Origin of the sequence: Spirosoma taeanense, assembly GCF_013127955.1 — a bacterium.
Taxonomy (GTDB): Bacteria; Bacteroidota; Bacteroidia; order Cytophagales; family Spirosomataceae; genus Spirosoma; species Spirosoma taeanense.
Genome location: NZ_CP053435.1, coordinates 564,247 through 582,102 on the forward strand (window position 1 = coordinate 564,247; position 17,856 = coordinate 582,102).

Here is a 17,856-nt window from a genome sequence, read left to right on the forward strand (position 1 = left end):
TTTAGATGGCTTTCCAGGTCATCGTGGCTTTGAGCGATACGCCATCCTCAACGACCGAAACTTCTACTTTCAGTGTTTTTGCCGAAGCCTCCAGAACATGCCATTCCGAAATGTCCGTTTTGTCTTCGGCATCAATGATGCGCAGGATTTTCGTCTGCTCGTCATAACTCCAGGTGCCGGCACTGCCCGTTGCAGGTTCATCATCGTCGCAACGAAGTGCGCCGTTATCGCCCGACAGACGACCGCCTTTTTCGAACACGATCGTGTTGTCTTTATCGCATTCCTGCATGAAGGCCATCAGGTCGGGGTCGACTTTACCGTCGCCATCGAAATCAACGGCTGGACTCATAGTAAACGCTGATAAGATCAGTCGTTTGCCCACAAAAGCCTGCGTACCTGTGGTGGCTCCATCAGGTTTGACGATGTCATTGGTTTTTTTGCAAGCCGACGTTGTCAGCATCATTGCGGCCGTTACGGCCAGGATGAAGGGAGTAAACCGTTTCATTGTCTTGTATTTGTTGGCTAAAAAGAGGTTGGTTCCTGTCGGTAAGCCTAAATGGCCCGTTGACAGGACAAAAATGGCACGGCGAAGAGGGTAGTATCAATCCTAGAAGGACTGAACTGCATTATTTAGCCAGTGAAGCGGTATAAAAAGCGACGGGGCGTCAGGCAGGCCGGATGAGTTGAATAATCACCTCAAACATCTCCGCCGTTTCTGTAATCTGGATGTCGGGATGATTCAGCAGCTTGTATTTCTGGGTAATATTTAACAGGCCCTTCTGGGTGGATTGGCTTCGGCTGCCAACTTTACGTTGCAGGTTATTCCGAACCGATAGCCGGGCCGCATCATCGGTTGCAATGCGAATGCAGAGCGGCCGGTCGGCCGATACAATATTGTGTTTGACGGCGTTTTCCAGCAAGAGCTGAAGGGTCAGGGGCGGCAGCAGATACGAGGAATACGGGTCGGCAATGGCAATGTCGAGCTGAATTCCTCGATTGTAGCGCGTTTTAAGCAGATGGTAGTAGGACTGGATGAACGTCAACTCTTTAGCCAACGTCGTGAGTTCGCGGTCGCTGGACTGCAGCAGATACCGGTAAACACTCGACATTTCATCGACGAACTTCTCTGCCCGGTCCGGCTCGTCGGCAATCAGCGACGACAGTGAGTTCAGACTGTTAAAAAGAAAATGCGGGCTGATCTGCGACTGTAAGGCCCGCATCTGCATATCAATCATTTCCTGCCGCAGTTGCTGAACAGACAACTGGGCCTCAGCCTGCTCACGCCTGCGCTGCTCGCGTTCCCGGGCCAGTTCCTTATCAACCAGAGCCTGCCGAATGGCTTCACGTCGGTGACGGTAGGCCAGGCCCAGCGAAAAGAACAGCAGCTCAAAAACAATACCGATGTGCAGATACGTTAAAGGGGCCCGCCAGAAAGGCGTTGGGTCCGGATCGTTGGCGTTCATCCAGAACAAGGTGAGGAGCATGGCCGTCAGGCCACCCAGCACCAGCAACAGCGAACCCGTGATAAATAACCGCGCCATCAGATCCTGCCGCTGGTAAATTCGGACAATAATAAAGCCCGATAACACCGTCAGCATCAGCCGGACAGCCGTATGGACGACTTCATGGACAGGTTGTGCCCACAGCTCCGTCGCGAAGCAGAAGGCAGCTTCAAGCCCTACGTAAGCGCCTAGTGCCACCTGCGCGTAGCGGAGCAGACGTACTAGGTTCGGGTGCTTTTTAGGCAGGCCAAGGAAAGTTATGGTAAACTCAAAGTAAACGAAGTAGGCCAGCATGGGGCCAATAGTTCGCACAAAATACCAGACATTGTCGGGAAGTTTGAGCGAGCTGGCTGGATTACGTAGCAGGAAGTAGCCCAGCCAGATGAGCATGTAGACCGTGTATAGACCGTACACGCGTTCGCGGTACCATAGCCACTGCACAATATTGTAGAGCAGCATGGCAGAAATCATTCCCAGAAACACTAATACCCAGGTCTCGTAGGTCATTCGAGCGAACGTTAGAATCGACAAAGGTACGGACGGGCTGCTCGAAGTCCATGAGTTTGATTGTGGGAACGGTAAAAGCAGGCATTCAGCCAACAAAAATTTCCGATGGAGTGTATGCTAATCGCTCGAACGGCTGAAAACATCGATGTCGTATAAACCAGTCTGGTTTATACGACATCTGACAACGAAGAGCTTACCGGGCGCTGATGCGCGAAGATGTCAGGCGGATGGGCCGCGTCGCTGGGGACGCAAAGCCTAAGAGCTGATCCCGTTGCGTGCGAAACACGGTTCGGATGGTGCGAGTTGATTTCATGGTTGTATATGTTGTTTACGTGTTTACTTAATCCTGATTAAAACTTGGCCGATACACCCAGGCGCAGGGCTGACACACCGTAGCCAACTTCGGCAAAACCGCCGATTTTTTCGCTGAACATATAGCGGGAGCCAAGATGGATGCCCAGGTACAGACCGCTGGAGTAGGGGCTGTAATAGTCGTTGCTATAGCCATAGGTATCTTTATACGACGCGTGACGGAAGCCCAGTGAAACGCCAGCGTAGGGGTCGAACTTATCGTTGCCAACGTTTAGCAGTTCGCCAAGGTGATAGGAGGCACGAGCGCCTACGTAGATAAAGTTATAGTGCCATTTGTAGCCACCGTAGTTGTAGCCGTAGCGTGAATAGTCCACCGAACCGCCCACAGAGATGTTGTCGCGGATCGTTTTTTCGAACGAGATGCCAATTGGAATGCCGCCCGCGCCGTAAGCCGCCAGGCCAATTCCCGCATTCAGGTAAGCCGTGCGGTCACTCGATGATAGCACGGCTTTGGCATGTACTGAACTGAGCACTGGTGCGGCTGGCTTGGGTGCTGTTTGGGCAACCGGCTGTGCTTGGGCCACAGGTTGAGCTTCAGGAGTTGGTTTAGTGGCTGCCACCGGAGTAGCTTTCGCTACAGGCTGAGCAGCTTTTGTGGTTGGCTGAGTCGCTTTGGCAATGGGGCGGACCGCATGCGTTGGCGGAACGGCTTTACGCGCGGTTGATTGCGCACTGACCCCGAGGCTGCTCAGCGAAAGGAGGGCAATTGAGTACAGAATCGTTTTCATTGTAGTATTTGGTCTTTACGAGGAAAAGGTGATTAAGGTCGTTTGGCTTGCCGTTGTCGGCGTTTGGTGTGACAAAGTTGGGGCAGGACGGAGGGAGACCCAATCAGCATATGGATGAATCGGTACTTTTACCGCCTGGATTGGGGAATTAGGCAAGCAGGGCGGAAGCCGCCCGAAACGTAATTGGAAGGAATTGCATAAAAAAGCCGACTTCATTTCAGAAAGTCGGCTTTAAGAACGCTTGAAAGGCGGGTTTAAGCGGGTAGCTTATACCCGCAGGAATACGTTTTTCCGATACAGGAAATACAGGAAGCCCCATTTTATGGCCAGAAAGGCCAGCACACCTCCGAGCGCCCGAACGGGTTCACTGAAGAACCGCAGCAGTCCGCCAAACAGGTAATGGGCAGCGTGTTCAAAATCAATAACTTCGCCAGCCAGATAGATCAGGATGGAGTTCATTCCAATGACAACGAAGAAGAATGTCCACCGGCGTAGGTTCTGTACGTCAATAATCCAGTAGAACAAACTTAAGGCTAATAGGCTCCAGCCACCGGCAACCAGTACGAATGAGCTGGTCCAAAGGTTTTTATTCACAGGAAAGACCAGATTCCATAGCCAGCCTACGGCAACGCAGGCGACACCCGCCAGCACCAGTTGCTGAAGTTTACGCCCGTCGCTGAGGTCTCTCCGGCGAAGGACCGTACCCGCAAAGACGCCCAGCAGCCCGGTAGCAATGGCCGGCAAGGTCGATAATAGGCCTTCGGGGTCATGAACGACTTTATAGAGCCGGCCCGGCAAGACCATCTGGTCAACGTAACCGACCAGACTACCTTCCATGGTCAGACTACCAGCTCCGTAGCCTGGTACGGGTACAAGCATGAGCAGGGCCCAATACAGGAAGAGAATTCCTATAAAAACCCCGTAGCGCGCCCGTTCGCTGCGGACGTAAAGAAAAATAAGCTGCGCGAACATACCGGCCAGACCAATGCGGGCCAGCACGCTTGGAAAGCGCATCTCGGCAAGTGGCCTGGCAAACAGGCCGTTGTTGTAAATAATTCCCAGCAGAACCAAGACCATCCCGCGCATGATGACTTTACGAGCCAGCATAGCCCGGTCGTCGCCCCTGGCGAGACGGCTTCCGAGCGAGTAAGGCGTTGATACGCCCGCCAGAAATAAAAACAAAGGAAAGATGCAGTCGTAAGGGCGAAAGCCGTTCCAGTCGACGTGCGTGAACTGATCGGCCATAAATATGGCCCATGCCCAGCCAGTGGTTTTAGCCAGAACATGAAAGATTTCTTCTCCGCCAATAATCCAGAACATATCAAAGCCGCGCAGGGCGTCGAGCGATAGCAGCCGCCGGACAGGGGCAGGTTGAGCAACGGCGGGCTCCTGTCCGGCAACGGTAGAGGTCTGCATGAATAAGTTTGTTCGGTTAGGGTCAGAACAATGATACATAAAAAACGCAACTCGTCAAACCAGAACGGCTGGCGGGTTGCGTCGCTGAAGCAATTACTCTATGTGAAAGCCTGCTGTCTGATTCCTATTCCATTCGGGCCAGTTCCTGCCGCAGGAGAGGAACGGTTCGGTCGAGGCCCGCTTTGAACCGGTCCCAACTGGCCGTCATACTCTGCGTAGTCGGGTTGTGCTTGGCCTGTTTCTCCAGGCTTCGTAGCTCTGTTTCCAGCGAGGTCAACCCAACCATGCCTACCCAGGGCACAATCTTATGGGCCATGTCGGCTACTTCCGGCCACTGCTGCTGTTGCATACCCTGCTCCAGCTCCAGAAAGTCGGGGAGAACTTCATCCAGGAACAGCTGGAAGACGCTGATAATTTGCCGACGATCGCCACTGTGTAATTTGTTGAGTCGTTCGTGGTCAATTGTGTGTTCACCGACCGGATGTAGTAAAGCCATAACGCAGCAGAAGATTGAATGAAAGCAGAAGTCGTCAGGATCAGACAGGTAGCTGACGCTGGCTGTATTTAACAATTTTATGGAACAGGTCTTTCGGATTGAAGGGTTTGGTCACGTAATCGTTGATACCTACCCCAATAGCCCGGTCTTTATTGCTGAACGTAGCTGAAGCCGTTAGGGCAATGATAGGCATGGTGGGGCTTAGTTTCCGAATCTCCTGTGAAGCCGTATAACCATCCATAACCGGCATCTGAAGGTCCATCAGAATCAGGTCATAATTGCCAGTCTGGAACTTCGTTAAGCCAACCAGTCCGTTTTCGGCCGTATCGACCTCCAGGCCCCATTTGTGCAGGAACTTCAGGGCTACTTTTACGTTAACCGGATAATCTTCTACCAGCAGCACCCGAACCCCTTTGAGGGTCTGGTCGTCAACGGCATCGGGCAGGGCCGCCGTTGGTGCTGGCGAATTGCCAGTAGCCAGGTTCAGCGTAAAATAGAAGGTTGATCCCTTCCCTTCTTCACTTTCTACCTTGATTGTACTGCCGTGAAGTTCCAGCAACCGCTTGGTAATGACCAGTCCCAGTCCTGTGCCGCCAAATTTGCGGGTCGTTGCCGAATTTGCCTGGGTAAACATGCTGAAGATATCCTGTTGTTTCTCCGGAGCGATACCGATACCGGTATCCTGAACGGATACGTAAATAGACGCCCGGTCGTCGGTGCGGCTCTGCAGGGACAGTTCAATGGTAATGGTTCCCTCGTGGGTAAACTTGATGGCGTTGGAAACCAGATTCGTCAGAACCTGCCCGATACGTAATGAATCACCAATGAGCGAATCCGGAATGTCATCGTCCACCATCAGCCGGATGCGGTTACCGTTCTCCTGCGCTTTGGTCTGCTGAGCCCGTTTGATATTCGAGACAAGCTGCTTCAGGCTGAAGTTGGTTTCTTCCAGCTCAACCTTGCCGGCTTCAATCTTACTGAAATCCAGAATATCGTTAATCAGCGCCTGTAGGTGTTCAATGGAAAATTGCAGCGTCTTCAGGTTCTCAATCAGATTGGGCGGTACCTCTTCCTGAAGCATCAGGTAGGTCATTCCCACGATACCATTAAGGGGCGTCCGAATCTCATGACTCATCATGGACAGAAAGTCTGACTTGGCCTGAGTGGCGTTTTCAGCTACTTCTTTCGCTAGCCGGAGTTCGGCTTCAATCGACTTGCGGTATTCAATCTGACGCTGCAAAAAATCGACTAAGCCAACTAAATTGTTCGGCTCGAAATTAGGCATAGACTCCTCTTCCGGTACGTCAATCAGGTAGATGGCTTCAATCAGCTTCTCGACCGACTGCCGGCGCTGGGCAATCTCTTCCTTTAGTTTGCGGTTGATTTCTGAATAGTCCCGTTCATTCAGCGCAGCCGAATGTTCAAACAATTCTTTATCGCGATCAAAATTGTTATAAGAGTCGTTGACCGCCCGAATGAACTGCTGGAAGGTTTCGTTCTGGAGACATTCCGGGGTTAGATATTTGTTTATCTGCCGGGTTAAAACTTTATGTAAAGACTTTACTTCCATACGTTTAGTGTTCAGAGAGGGTAGTTATGGTCATGGTCTGGTTGTGAAGTTCACCCGGTGTATCGGGCCCGGCTGGAGCAATTTCGCCATAGGAGTAAAATCCGGTCATGACGGGGAAATCGCCGAAAATATTCCGGGCTACCTCCACTTCTTCCTCTGTGCGCTGCCCCAGTACCAACTTCCGGCCGATGCAGCTAACGAGCAGGGCTAGATCAGGCGTTGTGCCTAACTGCCGCAGCGACCGTTGGGCAGCTATCGCAGAGGCATCGACCAGTCGGTCCAGATTAGCGCGCATGAACCGAACCAGGGAACCTTCGGGTATATCCCCGGCGAAGGTCATGCTCTTTGCCTTCTCATCGATAGTCAGGATCGTTCGCACAAGCGGACGCGATTCGGCCGTTGCCCGAATGGATAAAGGAAACAGCAAAGCCGTTGCGGGCAGATCGTTGGCATACTTGCCCAGGTAATCTTTATACAAGTCCAGCGCCTGTCGGTCGTCAATCTGATAAAGTGTGGTGTAGGCTGACTTGGTCACTTCCCGCTCGGGGCCAAAGGCGTCCCAGCCGCCCATGCTTCCGTGACCAACTTTGATCCCGTCTCCGTAAAAACCAATACCAACCACTTTTCCGGGCTGCGGATCCTGATTAAGCCCCACCACTGTCCGTTCAAACCGGGCTGCGTCGCCCGCCAGGCCGCCTGTTACCGGCACATGACGTTTCAGGGATTGATTCGTGGCGCTGATCAGATCGCTGCCGTTAACGACACCTCCATCGGAAATAATGAGGACGGTGGACAGGTCGGGCGCGTCCAGAGCCGCTCCAATCTGTTCGCCGGCACGATAGCTTTCGGTATGGTCGGTAATATCAATCTGCGTCGTCCGAATCGTTGATTTTTCCAACTCGATCGCAGTGACAATGATCGTATCGTCGTGAACCTTATCCGAGAAAATCTCGCCCGAGGTAGAGTTTATAACAATGTGAGCCGATGGATAAAGCAAGCGCAGGTGAGCATAGGGCTTGAGCTCTTCCAGTAATTTACGTTCGCCGAAGGCCAGTACCAGCTGTGCCTGCTGTGGATCGAAGTTTAACGTCTCAGAAACAACCTTCCAGGCACCGGCTGCATAACGGGATTGGGCGATTTTCATCGGAGTAACGGATAGAGGCTAACGACTATTTAGTAAGTGTATATTTAATAAGAGCAAATATATATAAGTTTATAAATTACAAAAACATAAAACTTATATTTAATTAAGTATGCTTCAGGAAGTTATTTAAAACTCAAATTATACGCTAAACGGGTCGCGGGTTGGGAGAACTTTACGTAAAGTTCTCCCAACCCGCGACCCGTTTAGGCTTGATGAGCTATAGAACAGATCGCCTGGTTAAAGCTGATGATCAGCGGTTGTCCAGAATTAACGGAACGTTGCTGCGGCTGCCCATAATCACAATCTTGGCGTTGGGCGATGCAGCCAGTTCGCGCTGCGCTTTAATCTGTTCATACTGCAACTGTTTGTCGCTCAAACCTGTAGAAAGAATCTTCTGATAGTCGGCGATGCCCTGTGCTTCAACGCGTTTCCGTTCTGCTTCCTGCCGCTCTTTCTGGAGCACAAACTGCATTTTCTGAGCCTCCTGCTCCGCGTTGATCTTTGACTCTATGGTCTTCTTAACCGACGTAGGCAGGTCAATATTCCGAATCAGCAGCTGTTCGAGCATCAGTCCCCGCTTACGAAAATCAACCTCAATGGTTTTGTATATCCGTCCCTGAAACTCATCCCGGCGGGTTGAATAGAGTGCCACGGCGTCGTAGTAAACAGCATTATCGCGGATACGGGTACGGGTAATAGGGCGAACAACCTTATCGGTGTAGTCAGGGCCGATCTCGCGGTAAATTTTCGGCGCATCCGTAGGCACCACCCGGTAAAGCACCGTCAGGTCAATAACAACCTCCAGGCCATCGGCAGTGAGCACGCGAATAGCGTCGTCCCCCTGTTTCTGACCTTCATCCCGGGTAGCCGACATTGTATAGTTCTGGGTCTTGATGTCAAACTCCGTTACGCTGGCGAGGGGATTGACAAAGTTCAGGCCTGCGTTCAGGGCGCGGTCGCTGACGTTACCGAATAGAGAAATCACCCCTACATGCCCGGCGTCAATTTGCCGAACGCTGGAGCTTAGTAACCCAAGTACAATTAAAATGATTCCGACTACTTTAATGGGTCGGGAATAGCGTGAGAAAGCCAGCGCGGGCGTATTAATGGCAAATCCGGCAACGAGGGCCAGGATACCAAGCACAAGAAAAAACATAGCCGTAAGAGAATAAAAGACGATGAACAAACAAATCGCTACTAGCTCGGCTAGCTACGACAGTAAAACAATTCTGTCTGATCTGCTCAGGAGCGTAGGAAGCTCTGGCGATATAAAGCAGAAATGGGGAAAGCAGGAACTTGCCGGCCTCAGGGCGGATTCATAGAGGAACTTAGGTCAGAAGACACGCCAAATGTAGAACCTAAGGGCCTGTGTAGAAAGTGGTTTTACAGGAACGGGCGCGGCTGTAGCCGGTCGGTCTCTCAATCGGATGAGCTACAAAACAGGCACAAAAAAAGGCATCCGGTAAACGACCAGATGCCTTTCGAGACCACACTATTAACCCTTCAGCGTGTTATCGTGAAGTCTTAGTACCTTTTTTCTTATTCTTGTCCGACGGAGAAGCGGCCGGAGTCGCAGCCGTCTGTGCATCTTTCTGGGTAACAACTTCGCCTTTCAGATAAAGAACCGTCTGGCCAGATTCTGCATTGCTCGTTACGGTCACCGTTTTGGTAAACTGACCAGCAGCCGCTGCATTGTAGGTAGCCGAAACAGTACCCGATTTACCCGGCATTACCGGCTCACGGGAGAAGCTTGGCTTGGTGCAACCGCACGATGCTGTTGCGTCGCTGATGATTATAGGATCAGTACCGGTATTCTTAAATTCGAATACGTGCGTCACGGGCTTGCCTTGCTCAACCTTGCCGAAGTCATGCGTTTCTTTCGCAAACTTCATAACCCCTTTCTGGGCGTAGCCAACTGCGACGAACACAAATAAAGCTACGAAAAGTGAAAAAATCTTTTTCATTGGACTATATAGAATTATGGTTTGGTTGTTTGGATACGACGCCTAATAAACAATTACTTGAGCAAACATTTTGCCAAATAGCCGTTGGTTTTCTTTTGCCTAACAAAGAAACGGAAAAAATCGTTTTTTTGAAAGCTGGGTTGTTTTACCTTAAATTTACTTTCGCTTGGCCTCCGTATAGGGTGCCAAGATTACTTCATCAAGGAAACTAACGTTGGACGCTTTCAACCCGTAGCTTCACTGTGATAGCAAACGAACAACTCCGCTCAACCGATATTTTAAGTCGCGAAAAAATCCTATCTGATTATCGACTGGCCTGCGAAAGTCGACAGGTCAGTTTATTGGGTAGGCGCGACGTTATGGGGGGGCGAGCGAAGTTCGGAATCTTCGGCGATGGTAAGGAAATAGCTCAGATTGCGGCTGCTCACGCGTTTCAGCGGGGCGATTTCCGGTCGGGTTATTATCGGGATCAGACGTTCGTAGCCGCCCTGGGCGAGCTCCGCTGGACGGAGTTTTTTGCGCAGCTCTATGCGCATACTGACCTTGCAGCTGACCCTAATACCGCTGGTCGATCCATGAACGGGCACTACGCTACCCGCTGGCTCGACGAACAGGGCCTGTGGCGTAATCAGACCGAACTGTTCAACTCGGTTTGTGATATTGCTCCTACGGCCGGGCAGATTCCGCGCGCGCTCGGGCTGGCCTATGCCTCAAAACTCTTTCGGCAGAATCCGGCGCTACGTAGCCTGACTAACTTCTCGCGGAACGGCGACGAAATCATATTCGCTACCATCGGTGACGCGTCTACGTCGCAGGGTATGTTCTGGGAAACCATGAACGCAGCCGGGGTTTTGCAGGTTCCTCTGTTGATGTCGATCTGGGACGACGGATACGGTATCTCCGTACCCGTCGAGTATCAGACGACCAAAGGCAGCATATCGAAAGCCATGGCTGGCTTCCAGCGGGATAGTCACGACGAAAAAGGAATTGAGATATTCACCGTAAAAGGATGGGATTACGTTGCCCTGCTCGAAACCTATCTGCAGGCCGCCCGCCTTTGCCGCGAGCAACACGTACCGGTTCTTGTTCATGTGCAGGAGCTTACCCAGCCGCAGGGCCACTCAACGTCGGGTTCTCACGAACGTTATAAAACAAAGGACCGACTGGCCTGGGAAGCCGCTCACGATGCGAACCGGACGTTCAGACAGTGGATTCTGGAGAACGGTTACGCTACCAACGACGAACTCGATACGATTGATTCGGAAGCTAAAAAGGCTGCGCAGCAAGCGCGATCCGATGCCTGGAATGCGTTTCAGACATCTATGAAAGCTGATTATAACGAGTCTGTTGAGCTGCTCCAGCAGGTGGCCCGCCATAATGCGAAATCAGCCGAGCTAATGGCCATTCGCGAGGAGTTACGGAAGACTGTTTCACCGCTCCGGCGCGATATTGTAGGCGCCGTTCGGAAGGCATTGCGTGTCTTACGTATGGATGCCGGTGCGGGTAAACAGCAGCTGAAAGCATGGCTCGAACGGGCCGAGCCCGAAAATGCTGATCGGTTCAATTCCTATCTATACAGTCATTCACCAGAGTCACCCCTGCTGGTCGAAGCCGTACCTGCTCAGTATAGTGACGATGCCAGCCTGGTAGATGGATACGTGCTTATGCAGCGGTATTTCGACAGTTTGTTTGCCCGCGATGTTCGCGTGGTAGCGCTGGGCGAGGATGTTGGGCAGATAGGTGACGTAAATCAGGGCTTTGCAGGTTTACAGGAAAAATACGGCGAAATCCGGATTACCGATACTGGTATTCGCGAAACAACGATTATTGGACAGGGAATAGGACTGGCTATGCGCGGTCTTCGTCCTATTGTCGAGATTCAATATTTCGATTATATTTTCTATGCCCTGGCAACGCTCACCGATGACCTGGCGACCCTGCAATACCGAACCAAAGGGGGACAAAAGGCTCCGCTGATTGTTCGGACGCGCGGCCATCGGCTGGAAGGAATCTGGCATTCGGGCTCACCTCTGGGTGCAATGCTCAGCAGTCTGCGCGGTATGCATATTCTGGTGCCCCGTAACATGACCCAGGCCGCCGGTTTTTACAATACACTCATCAAAGGTGACGATCCGGCGCTGCTCATCGAATGCCTGAACGGCTACCGGCTGAAAGAAAAACTACCCGACAATCTCGCTGAGTTCTGCGTACCTCTGGGCATTCCCGAAATACTGCGTGTCGGCTCAGACGTTACGGTCGTTACCTACGGCTCGATGTGCCGGATTGTTCTGGAGGCAGCTGCTCAGCTAGCGCCGATGGGTATTAGTGTTGAAATTGTTGATGTACAGTCGCTGCTACCGTTCGACCGGAATCAGTCCATTGTCGAGTCGATTAAGAAAACAAACCGGGTCGTGTTCGCTGATGAGGACGTACCGGGTGGTGCATCGGCGTATATGCTGCAGCAGGTTGTCGAAGGCCAGCAGGCTTATCGGTATCTGGATTCTATTCCCCGGACGTTGTCGGCTAAAGCACATCGTCCGCCCTATGGTTCCGACGGAGATTATTTTGCCAAACCCAGCGTTGACGATGTAATCGAGACGGTGTACGCGCTCATGGGCGAGGCCGAGCCGGATCGGTTTCCTTCGTTATACTAAATAATAAGCGTTAAGGAGCAACAGGTGCTGACTTATACACGTCTTTCGGACTTTATGCCAACTCCACGTTTAGACTGATAATGAGTTACTTTCAGGACATACAAGCGGGTATCCGGACAACGCTCAAGGGTCTGAGTCTGACGTTCCGGCACTTGAAAAACGCTACCCACCGGCGGACACCCGAGGGTATAGCAGATGCCAATTATTTCGATCAGCAGAACGGTCTCGTCACCCTTCAGTACCCGCACGAGCAACTTCCTATTCCGGATAACGGGCGTTATCGGCTCCGTAACGAGATTGAGGATTGTATCGTTTGCGACAAGTGCGCCAAAGTCTGCCCGGTCGATTGCATTACGATTGATGCCATCAAGGCAACCGAGGAGGTGGGTCGCGCATCTGATGGATCACCTATCCGATTATATGCCGCCAAGTTTGACATTGACATGGCCAAGTGCTGCTACTGTGGTTTATGCACCGCAGTATGCCCGACAGAGTGCCTGACCATGGACAAAAAATTTGACTATAGCGAGTTTGAGTTAGGCAAATTAACGTACCAGTTTGCCGAATTAACGCCTGCTGAAGCCGAGGAGAAACGGGCGCTATACGAGCAATTTGTTCGCGAAAAGGAAGAGCAGAAAAAAGCGCAGGCCGCTGCAAAAGCCGCTGCTCAACCAGCACCCGCCCCAGAACAGGCTGCGCCTGCAGCCAAACGCCCCATCTTTCGACCAACGGCTAAACCGACGGCACCACCAGAAACCGTTAATTCGGCTGGCTCATCGGCGGAGCACCCGTTAACGGATGCCACGCCGGATGAAATGCAGCAAATTGCGCAGGGCGGACTGGAAACCCAGAAGCGGCCCGTATTCAGGCCAACGCGGAAACCCGAAACGCCTTTGACCGACACGCCGTTAGAGGATAAAACTGAAAAAATTACTACCATGCCGGCTGATGAACCAACGTTGCCGGATACTAAAGCCGTTACGCCTAAACCAGCTTTCCGCCCGACAATGAAACCGGGGGCAGGCTCGTCAAAACCAGCTGAGGCTCAAGCAAAGACGCCCGCCAACGAACCGGCTCCGGCTGAACTACCTAAGCCGGAGCCTGCGTTTCGGCCAACGATGAAGCCAGGTGGAGACCAATCGTCCAAACCGGCTCAGCAGGAGTCGGAACCTACGGCTAAGCCGCAGCCAGCCGCCGAAGCACCAAAGCCCAAACCGGCCTTCCGACCGACGATGAAACCGGCTGTCGCACCGTCTAAACCCAGCGCGGAACCAGCACTTTCCGGAGCCGACGATTCGGCTGAGGTTTCGGAAAAGCCAGTTGCTGAAGCGCCAAAGCTCACAGAAGCCCGACCGAAACCCGCGTTTCGACCAACCATGAAACCAAAACCAGACGCGACGCCCCCGAAACCCGACGAGTCTGCATAACATAAATCAAACGAATCGGTGGTTCAGATTGCCTTTTACGGGTTTACAGCCCTAACCCTTGGCGGAGCGCTGGCGGTGTTACTAACCCGCAACGTGCTCTATGCCGCTTTTTTTCTTCTCTTAACGCTACTGGGTGTCGCCGGGCTGTTTGTCCTGGCAAGCGCTGATTTTCTGGCGGTTGCTCAGATAATGATTTACGTGGGTGGGGTGCTGGTGCTGGTTATTTTTGGGGTTATGCTAACGCATAAGCCCGAATTGCCAGCCGCTACCAGCAGTCAGACACCCAACCGAATTCCGGCGCTCAACCGAGCCGGATCGCGTTCGGCCTGGGTTGTGGCTCTGCTGGTCGCGGGGGCATTATTTGTTGCGTTATATACCCTGCTGGCGCGGTCGAATTTTGCGTTATTGAACCGGCCCGTTGGCTGGCAAACAACGATTAACACGGTAGGTCGGCAATTGATGACGGAGTACGTCGTGCCGTTTGAGATTGTCGGGATTCTATTACTGGCTGCATTGATCGGCGCTACGTATCTGGCTGCACCCTTAACCAAGCGGCTTTAATTGAGGTAAGGGAGTAGGCCCAAAGGCTTAGTAATCGCCCCCGGCGCCACCCCCACCGAAACTGCCTCCGCCAAAGCCGCCGAAGCCACCACCTCCACCACCGCCCCAACTGCTTCCTCCGCCCGAGCCGCCCCAGCCCGAATAGGTTGAAGTGGGAAAAAAGACCGGCGGAAAGAAACCTCCACCCCGGTTACGATTGCTGCCTCCCCCGCGATTCCGTCGCGAGATAAAAAAGATGATAGCCAAAATTATCAGCGCCCAGATTATGAATGAGCCAAAGCCGCCGTCGTCGCTGCCGGTATCGGGGTTGGCTTTATACTCACCGCTGGCACGTTGAATGATCTCCGTTGTGGCGTCATCCAGGCCCTCATAGTACCGTTCCTGTTTAAAGGCCGGGGCAATCGTGTTGCTGATGATGCGTTTGGCAATGGCGTCGGGGATGGCACCTTCCAGCCCATATCCGGTTGCAATGAAAACCTTGCGGGTCTGGGTTGCCCAGGCGATAACTAGTCCATTGTTTTTGCCCTGCTGACCGACCCCCCATTTGCGGCCTACCTGAAACGCAAAGTCGCCAATCGGATAGGGCTCAGTTGTCCGAACGATGACAATCGTAATCTGGGTAGACGTTGAGTCGTTGTAGGCCCGGAGTTTCTGCTCCAGTTGAGCGCGTTCAGAACTCGCCAGTACACCCACAAAATCATTAACCAATCGGGGCGGGTTGGGCCGGTTAGGAATAACAGAATCCGCACTACTGATCTGGGCCCGCAAGCTGCCCGCCAGCATGAGTAACAGCAGCAAACTGCCCAGACCCGTTGTGCGGACGAAGCAGTAAAGTAAGGTGGGTACGTTCACAGATAGATTAGTCAAACGAAATGTCGTCGGTAAGTTCGTTGATATCGTCGGCACCGGCGTGTGGGAAATACTGTTTCAATTGCTGGCCGGCGCGTTCGATGCCCCGGCTTAGCCCGCCGACATAATCCCCCTGCCTGAAATGGTTCCTGAGCAAATCTTTCGTGCTCTCCCAGAAGTCGGCCGGGACGCGGGCATTGATGCCTTTATCCCCAATGATGGCAAACTTCCGATCGGCATGAGCGAGGTAAAATAAGACGCCGTTCTGCTCTTTGGTCTGGTGCATGCCCAGCTGGGCAAATACGTCGATTGCTCGCTGTATGGGGTCGGCATGCGGACAATTCGGTTCTACATGGACCCGGATTTCCCCCGACGTGGCTTGTTCAGCCTGCCGGATGGCGTCGATGATCTGTTGCTGTTCGTCGGGGGTAAACGGGTTTGTGGGCATAGACTAGATGAGCAGGGCTAAAAGCGGGACTAACATACTCCATGCCTTAGCCTGTCCTATTAAAACTGAACCGTTGGAGCGTTCTGAGCAGCCTGGGACGCTTCAAATAAACCCCGGCGTTCAAAGCCGAAAATACCCGCGAAAATATTGTTTGGAAACGACCGCACCGACTGGTTATAACTCGTGGCAACGCCGTTGAAGTCGTTCCGGGCCACGGTAATCCGGTTTTCGGTGCCTTCCAACTGCGCCTGCAGCTCCGAGAAATTCTGCGTAGCCTTTAGCTGAGGATAGTTTTCGGCTACGGCCAGCAGGCGCGACAGCGAACCGGTCAGCTGATCCTGAGCGGCCTGGAACTTCTGAATATTTTCGGGCGTCAGCTGGTCGGCGTTCAGGTTGATGCCCGTGGCATTCGCGCGAGCCTGAATGACAGCGGTCAGCGTGCTTTTCTCGAAATTAGCCGCGCCCTGAACTGTCCGGACGAGGTTGGGAATCAGGTCGGCCCGGCGCTGGTACTGCGTCTGGACATTAGCCCAGGCGTTCTCAACCTGAGTATCTTTCTCCACTAAGCCGTTATAGGAACTACAGCCATACATGCCCAGAAACAGGGCGATAACTACAACGATAATTAAGGTTTTTGACATGGTTTTTTGGGATCAAAAAGGTTGTTACCCGGTTCAAAATTGGTTAAAACTCGTCAACTTGTCATGTAAAACTACGTTAGCGGTGCTTTTCTGGCTTGGTCCACTTGTCTGGGTTGATGATCGGCAGAGGGTAATTTTCGCCCAGCGTAACACCAAATTTCACCTGTTCATCGGCAGATAAGCTGGAAACCAAATGCACTTTATCTGGGGGAACATGGGCAAGTTCGGGTAGCCAGTGTTTTACGTATTCGCCCGCTGCATCATAGCGCATAGCCTGCGCATAAATATTGAAGTAACGTTCCTCATGCGGGTCGTTGCCCACGCCCGCAATATAATTCCAGTTGCCCCAGTTGCTGCATGGGTCGTAATCGATCAGCATACTTTCAAAATAAGCGGCTCCCCAGGTCCAGTCAATCCCCAGATCATTAACCAGAAAGCTCCCGACGTTCTGCCGACCCCGGTTCGACATGAAGCCCGTAGCGTTCATTTCGCGCATATTCGCGTCAATAAACGGAATGCCGGTCTGGCCTTCTGCCCAGCGCTGGAACAAGGCTAGATCGCGACGCCATTTTCGATTCAGATTGTGCCGGATACCGCTCGGTTTGAATATGCGCGTACCGTAGCGTAAAGCCACAAACCGGAAGAAGTCCCGCCAGATCAGCTCAACGATGAGCCAGTAGGTCGAGTCATTTTTAACGCGTTCAGTCTCGTAACGTTTGACTTCCTGATAAATCAGGCGGGGCGATAAGCAGCCCAGCGCCAGCCAGGCCGAAAACTTCGATGAATAATCTTCGCCCAGCATGCCATTGCGGGTTTCCTTGTAAGTCCGGATAAGCTCTTTTCCCCAGATATACTGATTCAGGCGGGCCAGGGCTACTGTTTCCCCGCCCGTAAAACGAACAACTCCCCGGCTGTCGGGGTGCTGCAGGGCTTCGGGCGAAAAACCGAAGGTAGCCAGCGTCGGCATTTCGCCGGGCGGTATAGTTTCGCCCGTTGCCGCCCCCGCAAGCCGAACCTGCCCGGGTGCTGGTATCGGTTCACGTACGGGAGAAGATTCTTCGACCTGTTTCCGGTACTGGGTATAGGTATTGGGCAGGCGCGAAACCCAGAACGGCAGATCGCGCACGTGGTAAAGCGTCGACGCCCAGAACATTTTCAGATCGATATTGACCGGTTTCAGGCGCTTGCTTAGGTCTGATTCAGTGTCGGTTTCTTCCTGGGTAACTTCCTTGCTGGCATAGATGGCCTCGGCGTCAATATCTTCGGCCAGTTCCGCCAGAATGGTAACAGGATTGCCCACGCGAACAATCAAGTTCGAACCTTTAGCCTGCAACGACCGGCGCAGGTCGGTTACGGCTTCAATGAGGAAATTGGTTCGGTAGACCCCGGTTTTGCGAAAACCCAGCTCAGCCAGGTCGGTATACCATCGCGAATCAAACACGAACACGGGCAGAACCGCATCGGCTGATTCGACGGCCCGGGCGAATCCCTCGTTGTCGTGCAGGCGCAGGTCGTTTCTAAACCAGTACAGAATGCGTTTAGGCATTTATCTAAAACGATGGTCTGCTGACTTAACT

General features: G+C 52.6%; 16 protein-coding genes. 3 read left to right on the forward strand and 13 right to left on the reverse strand.

Features of this window, described 5'->3' with window-relative positions; genetic code table 11:
* Position 1: 1 nt before the first annotated feature.
* The 9 genes from HNV11_RS02480 to HNV11_RS02520 form a co-directional block, all read right to left on the reverse strand.
* Positions 2–505, reverse strand: coding sequence for a hypothetical protein (locus tag HNV11_RS02480; RefSeq protein WP_171738151.1), 504 nt, complete (start codon positions 503–505; stop codon positions 2–4).
* A gap of 160 nt (positions 506–665) precedes the next feature.
* The gene (locus HNV11_RS02485; RefSeq protein WP_171738152.1) at positions 666–2,009 is read right to left on the reverse strand and encodes a histidine kinase; all 1,344 of its coding nucleotides are present in this window, start codon (positions 2,007–2,009) and stop codon (positions 666–668) included.
* Positions 2,010–2,359: 350 nt separating this feature from the next.
* Positions 2,360–3,109, reverse strand: a complete 750-nt coding sequence (locus tag HNV11_RS02490; protein WP_171738153.1) for a hypothetical protein — start codon at positions 3,107–3,109, stop codon at positions 2,360–2,362.
* Positions 3,110–3,376: 267 nt separating this feature from the next.
* Positions 3,377–4,525: an acyltransferase family protein gene (locus HNV11_RS02495; RefSeq protein ID WP_171738154.1), complete on the reverse strand. Its 1,149-nt coding sequence runs from the start codon at positions 4,523–4,525 to the stop codon at positions 3,377–3,379.
* Between the two features lie 124 nt (positions 4,526–4,649).
* A complete protein-coding gene (locus HNV11_RS02500; protein ID WP_171738155.1) occupies positions 4,650–5,021 on the reverse strand; it encodes an Hpt domain-containing protein in 372 nt (123 codons plus the stop codon).
* A gap of 40 nt (positions 5,022–5,061) precedes the next feature.
* Positions 5,062–6,591, reverse strand: coding sequence for an ATP-binding protein (locus HNV11_RS02505; RefSeq protein WP_171738156.1), 1,530 nt, complete (start codon positions 6,589–6,591; stop codon positions 5,062–5,064).
* Positions 6,592–6,595: 4 nt separating this feature from the next.
* Positions 6,596–7,735 (reverse strand): FIST signal transduction protein, encoded by a 1,140-nt coding sequence (locus HNV11_RS02510; protein WP_171738157.1) that lies wholly within the window; start codon positions 7,733–7,735, stop codon positions 6,596–6,598.
* A 250-nt stretch (positions 7,736–7,985) separates the two neighbouring features.
* Positions 7,986–8,891 (reverse strand): prohibitin family protein, encoded by a 906-nt coding sequence (locus HNV11_RS02515; protein WP_171738158.1) that lies wholly within the window; start codon positions 8,889–8,891, stop codon positions 7,986–7,988.
* 355 nt (positions 8,892–9,246) lie between these two features.
* On the reverse strand, positions 9,247–9,699 hold the full coding sequence (locus tag HNV11_RS02520) for a DUF1573 domain-containing protein (protein ID WP_171738159.1): 453 nt from the start codon (positions 9,697–9,699) through the stop codon (positions 9,247–9,249).
* 242 nt (positions 9,700–9,941) lie between these two features.
* Here HNV11_RS02520 and HNV11_RS02525 point away from each other — a divergent pair, with 242 nt between their 5' ends.
* From HNV11_RS02525 to HNV11_RS02535, 3 genes are all read left to right on the forward strand, one after another.
* Entirely contained in the window at positions 9,942–12,353 is a 2,412-nt protein-coding gene (locus tag HNV11_RS02525; RefSeq protein ID WP_171738160.1) for an alpha-ketoacid dehydrogenase subunit alpha/beta, read from the forward strand.
* Between the two features lie 80 nt (positions 12,354–12,433).
* A complete protein-coding gene (locus HNV11_RS02530) occupies positions 12,434–13,780 on the forward strand; it encodes a 4Fe-4S dicluster domain-containing protein (protein WP_171738161.1) in 1,347 nt (448 codons plus the stop codon).
* A gap of 18 nt (positions 13,781–13,798) precedes the next feature.
* Positions 13,799–14,341 (forward strand): NADH-quinone oxidoreductase subunit J family protein, encoded by a 543-nt coding sequence (locus HNV11_RS02535; RefSeq protein WP_171738162.1) that lies wholly within the window; start codon positions 13,799–13,801, stop codon positions 14,339–14,341.
* A gap of 27 nt (positions 14,342–14,368) precedes the next feature.
* Here the strand turns inward: HNV11_RS02535 and HNV11_RS02540 are convergent, their stop codons facing one another.
* The 4 genes from HNV11_RS02540 to HNV11_RS02555 form a co-directional block, all read right to left on the reverse strand.
* Positions 14,369–15,208 carry a TPM domain-containing protein gene (locus tag HNV11_RS02540; RefSeq protein ID WP_394353872.1) on the reverse strand — a complete coding sequence of 280 codons (840 nt, stop codon included), beginning with the start codon at positions 15,206–15,208 and terminating at the stop codon, positions 14,369–14,371.
* Entirely contained in the window at positions 15,201–15,638 is a 438-nt protein-coding gene (locus tag HNV11_RS02545) for a TPM domain-containing protein (RefSeq protein WP_171738163.1), read from the reverse strand. Before HNV11_RS02545 ends, HNV11_RS02540 begins: the two co-directional genes overlap by 8 nt.
* A 59-nt stretch (positions 15,639–15,697) precedes the next feature.
* A complete protein-coding gene (locus HNV11_RS02550) occupies positions 15,698–16,279 on the reverse strand; it encodes a LemA family protein (protein ID WP_171738164.1) in 582 nt (193 codons plus the stop codon).
* A 76-nt stretch (positions 16,280–16,355) separates the two neighbouring features.
* Positions 16,356–17,825 carry a DASH family cryptochrome gene (locus HNV11_RS02555; RefSeq protein ID WP_171738165.1) on the reverse strand — a complete coding sequence of 490 codons (1,470 nt, stop codon included), beginning with the start codon at positions 17,823–17,825 and terminating at the stop codon, positions 16,356–16,358.
* Positions 17,826–17,856: the final 31 nt, after the last annotated feature.

Coding starts and splice junctions, on each gene's coding strand:
- HNV11_RS02480 (WP_171738151.1), bottom strand. CDS start 505: ATGAAACGGTTTACTCCCTTCATCCTGGCCGTAACGGCCGCAATGATG.
- HNV11_RS02485 (WP_171738152.1), bottom strand. CDS start 2,009: ATGACCTACGAGACCTGGGTATTAGTGTTTCTGGGAATGATTTCTGCC.
- HNV11_RS02490 (WP_171738153.1), bottom strand. CDS start 3,109: ATGAAAACGATTCTGTACTCAATTGCCCTCCTTTCGCTGAGCAGCCTC.
- HNV11_RS02495 (WP_171738154.1), bottom strand. CDS start 4,525: ATGCAGACCTCTACCGTTGCCGGACAGGAGCCCGCCGTTGCTCAACCT.
- HNV11_RS02500 (WP_171738155.1), bottom strand. CDS start 5,021: ATGGCTTTACTACATCCGGTCGGTGAACACACAATTGACCACGAACGA.
- HNV11_RS02505 (WP_171738156.1), bottom strand. CDS start 6,591: ATGGAAGTAAAGTCTTTACATAAAGTTTTAACCCGGCAGATAAACAAA.
- HNV11_RS02510 (WP_171738157.1), bottom strand. CDS start 7,735: ATGAAAATCGCCCAATCCCGTTATGCAGCCGGTGCCTGGAAGGTTGTT.
- HNV11_RS02515 (WP_171738158.1), bottom strand. CDS start 8,891: ATGTTTTTTCTTGTGCTTGGTATCCTGGCCCTCGTTGCCGGATTTGCC.
- HNV11_RS02520 (WP_171738159.1), bottom strand. CDS start 9,699: ATGAAAAAGATTTTTTCACTTTTCGTAGCTTTATTTGTGTTCGTCGCA.
- HNV11_RS02530 (WP_171738161.1), top strand. CDS start 12,434: ATGAGTTACTTTCAGGACATACAAGCGGGTATCCGGACAACGCTCAAG.
- HNV11_RS02545 (WP_171738163.1), bottom strand. CDS start 15,638: ATGCCCACAAACCCGTTTACCCCCGACGAACAGCAACAGATCATCGAC.
- HNV11_RS02550 (WP_171738164.1), bottom strand. CDS start 16,279: ATGTCAAAAACCTTAATTATCGTTGTAGTTATCGCCCTGTTTCTGGGC.
- HNV11_RS02555 (WP_171738165.1), bottom strand. CDS start 17,825: ATGCCTAAACGCATTCTGTACTGGTTTAGAAACGACCTGCGCCTGCAC.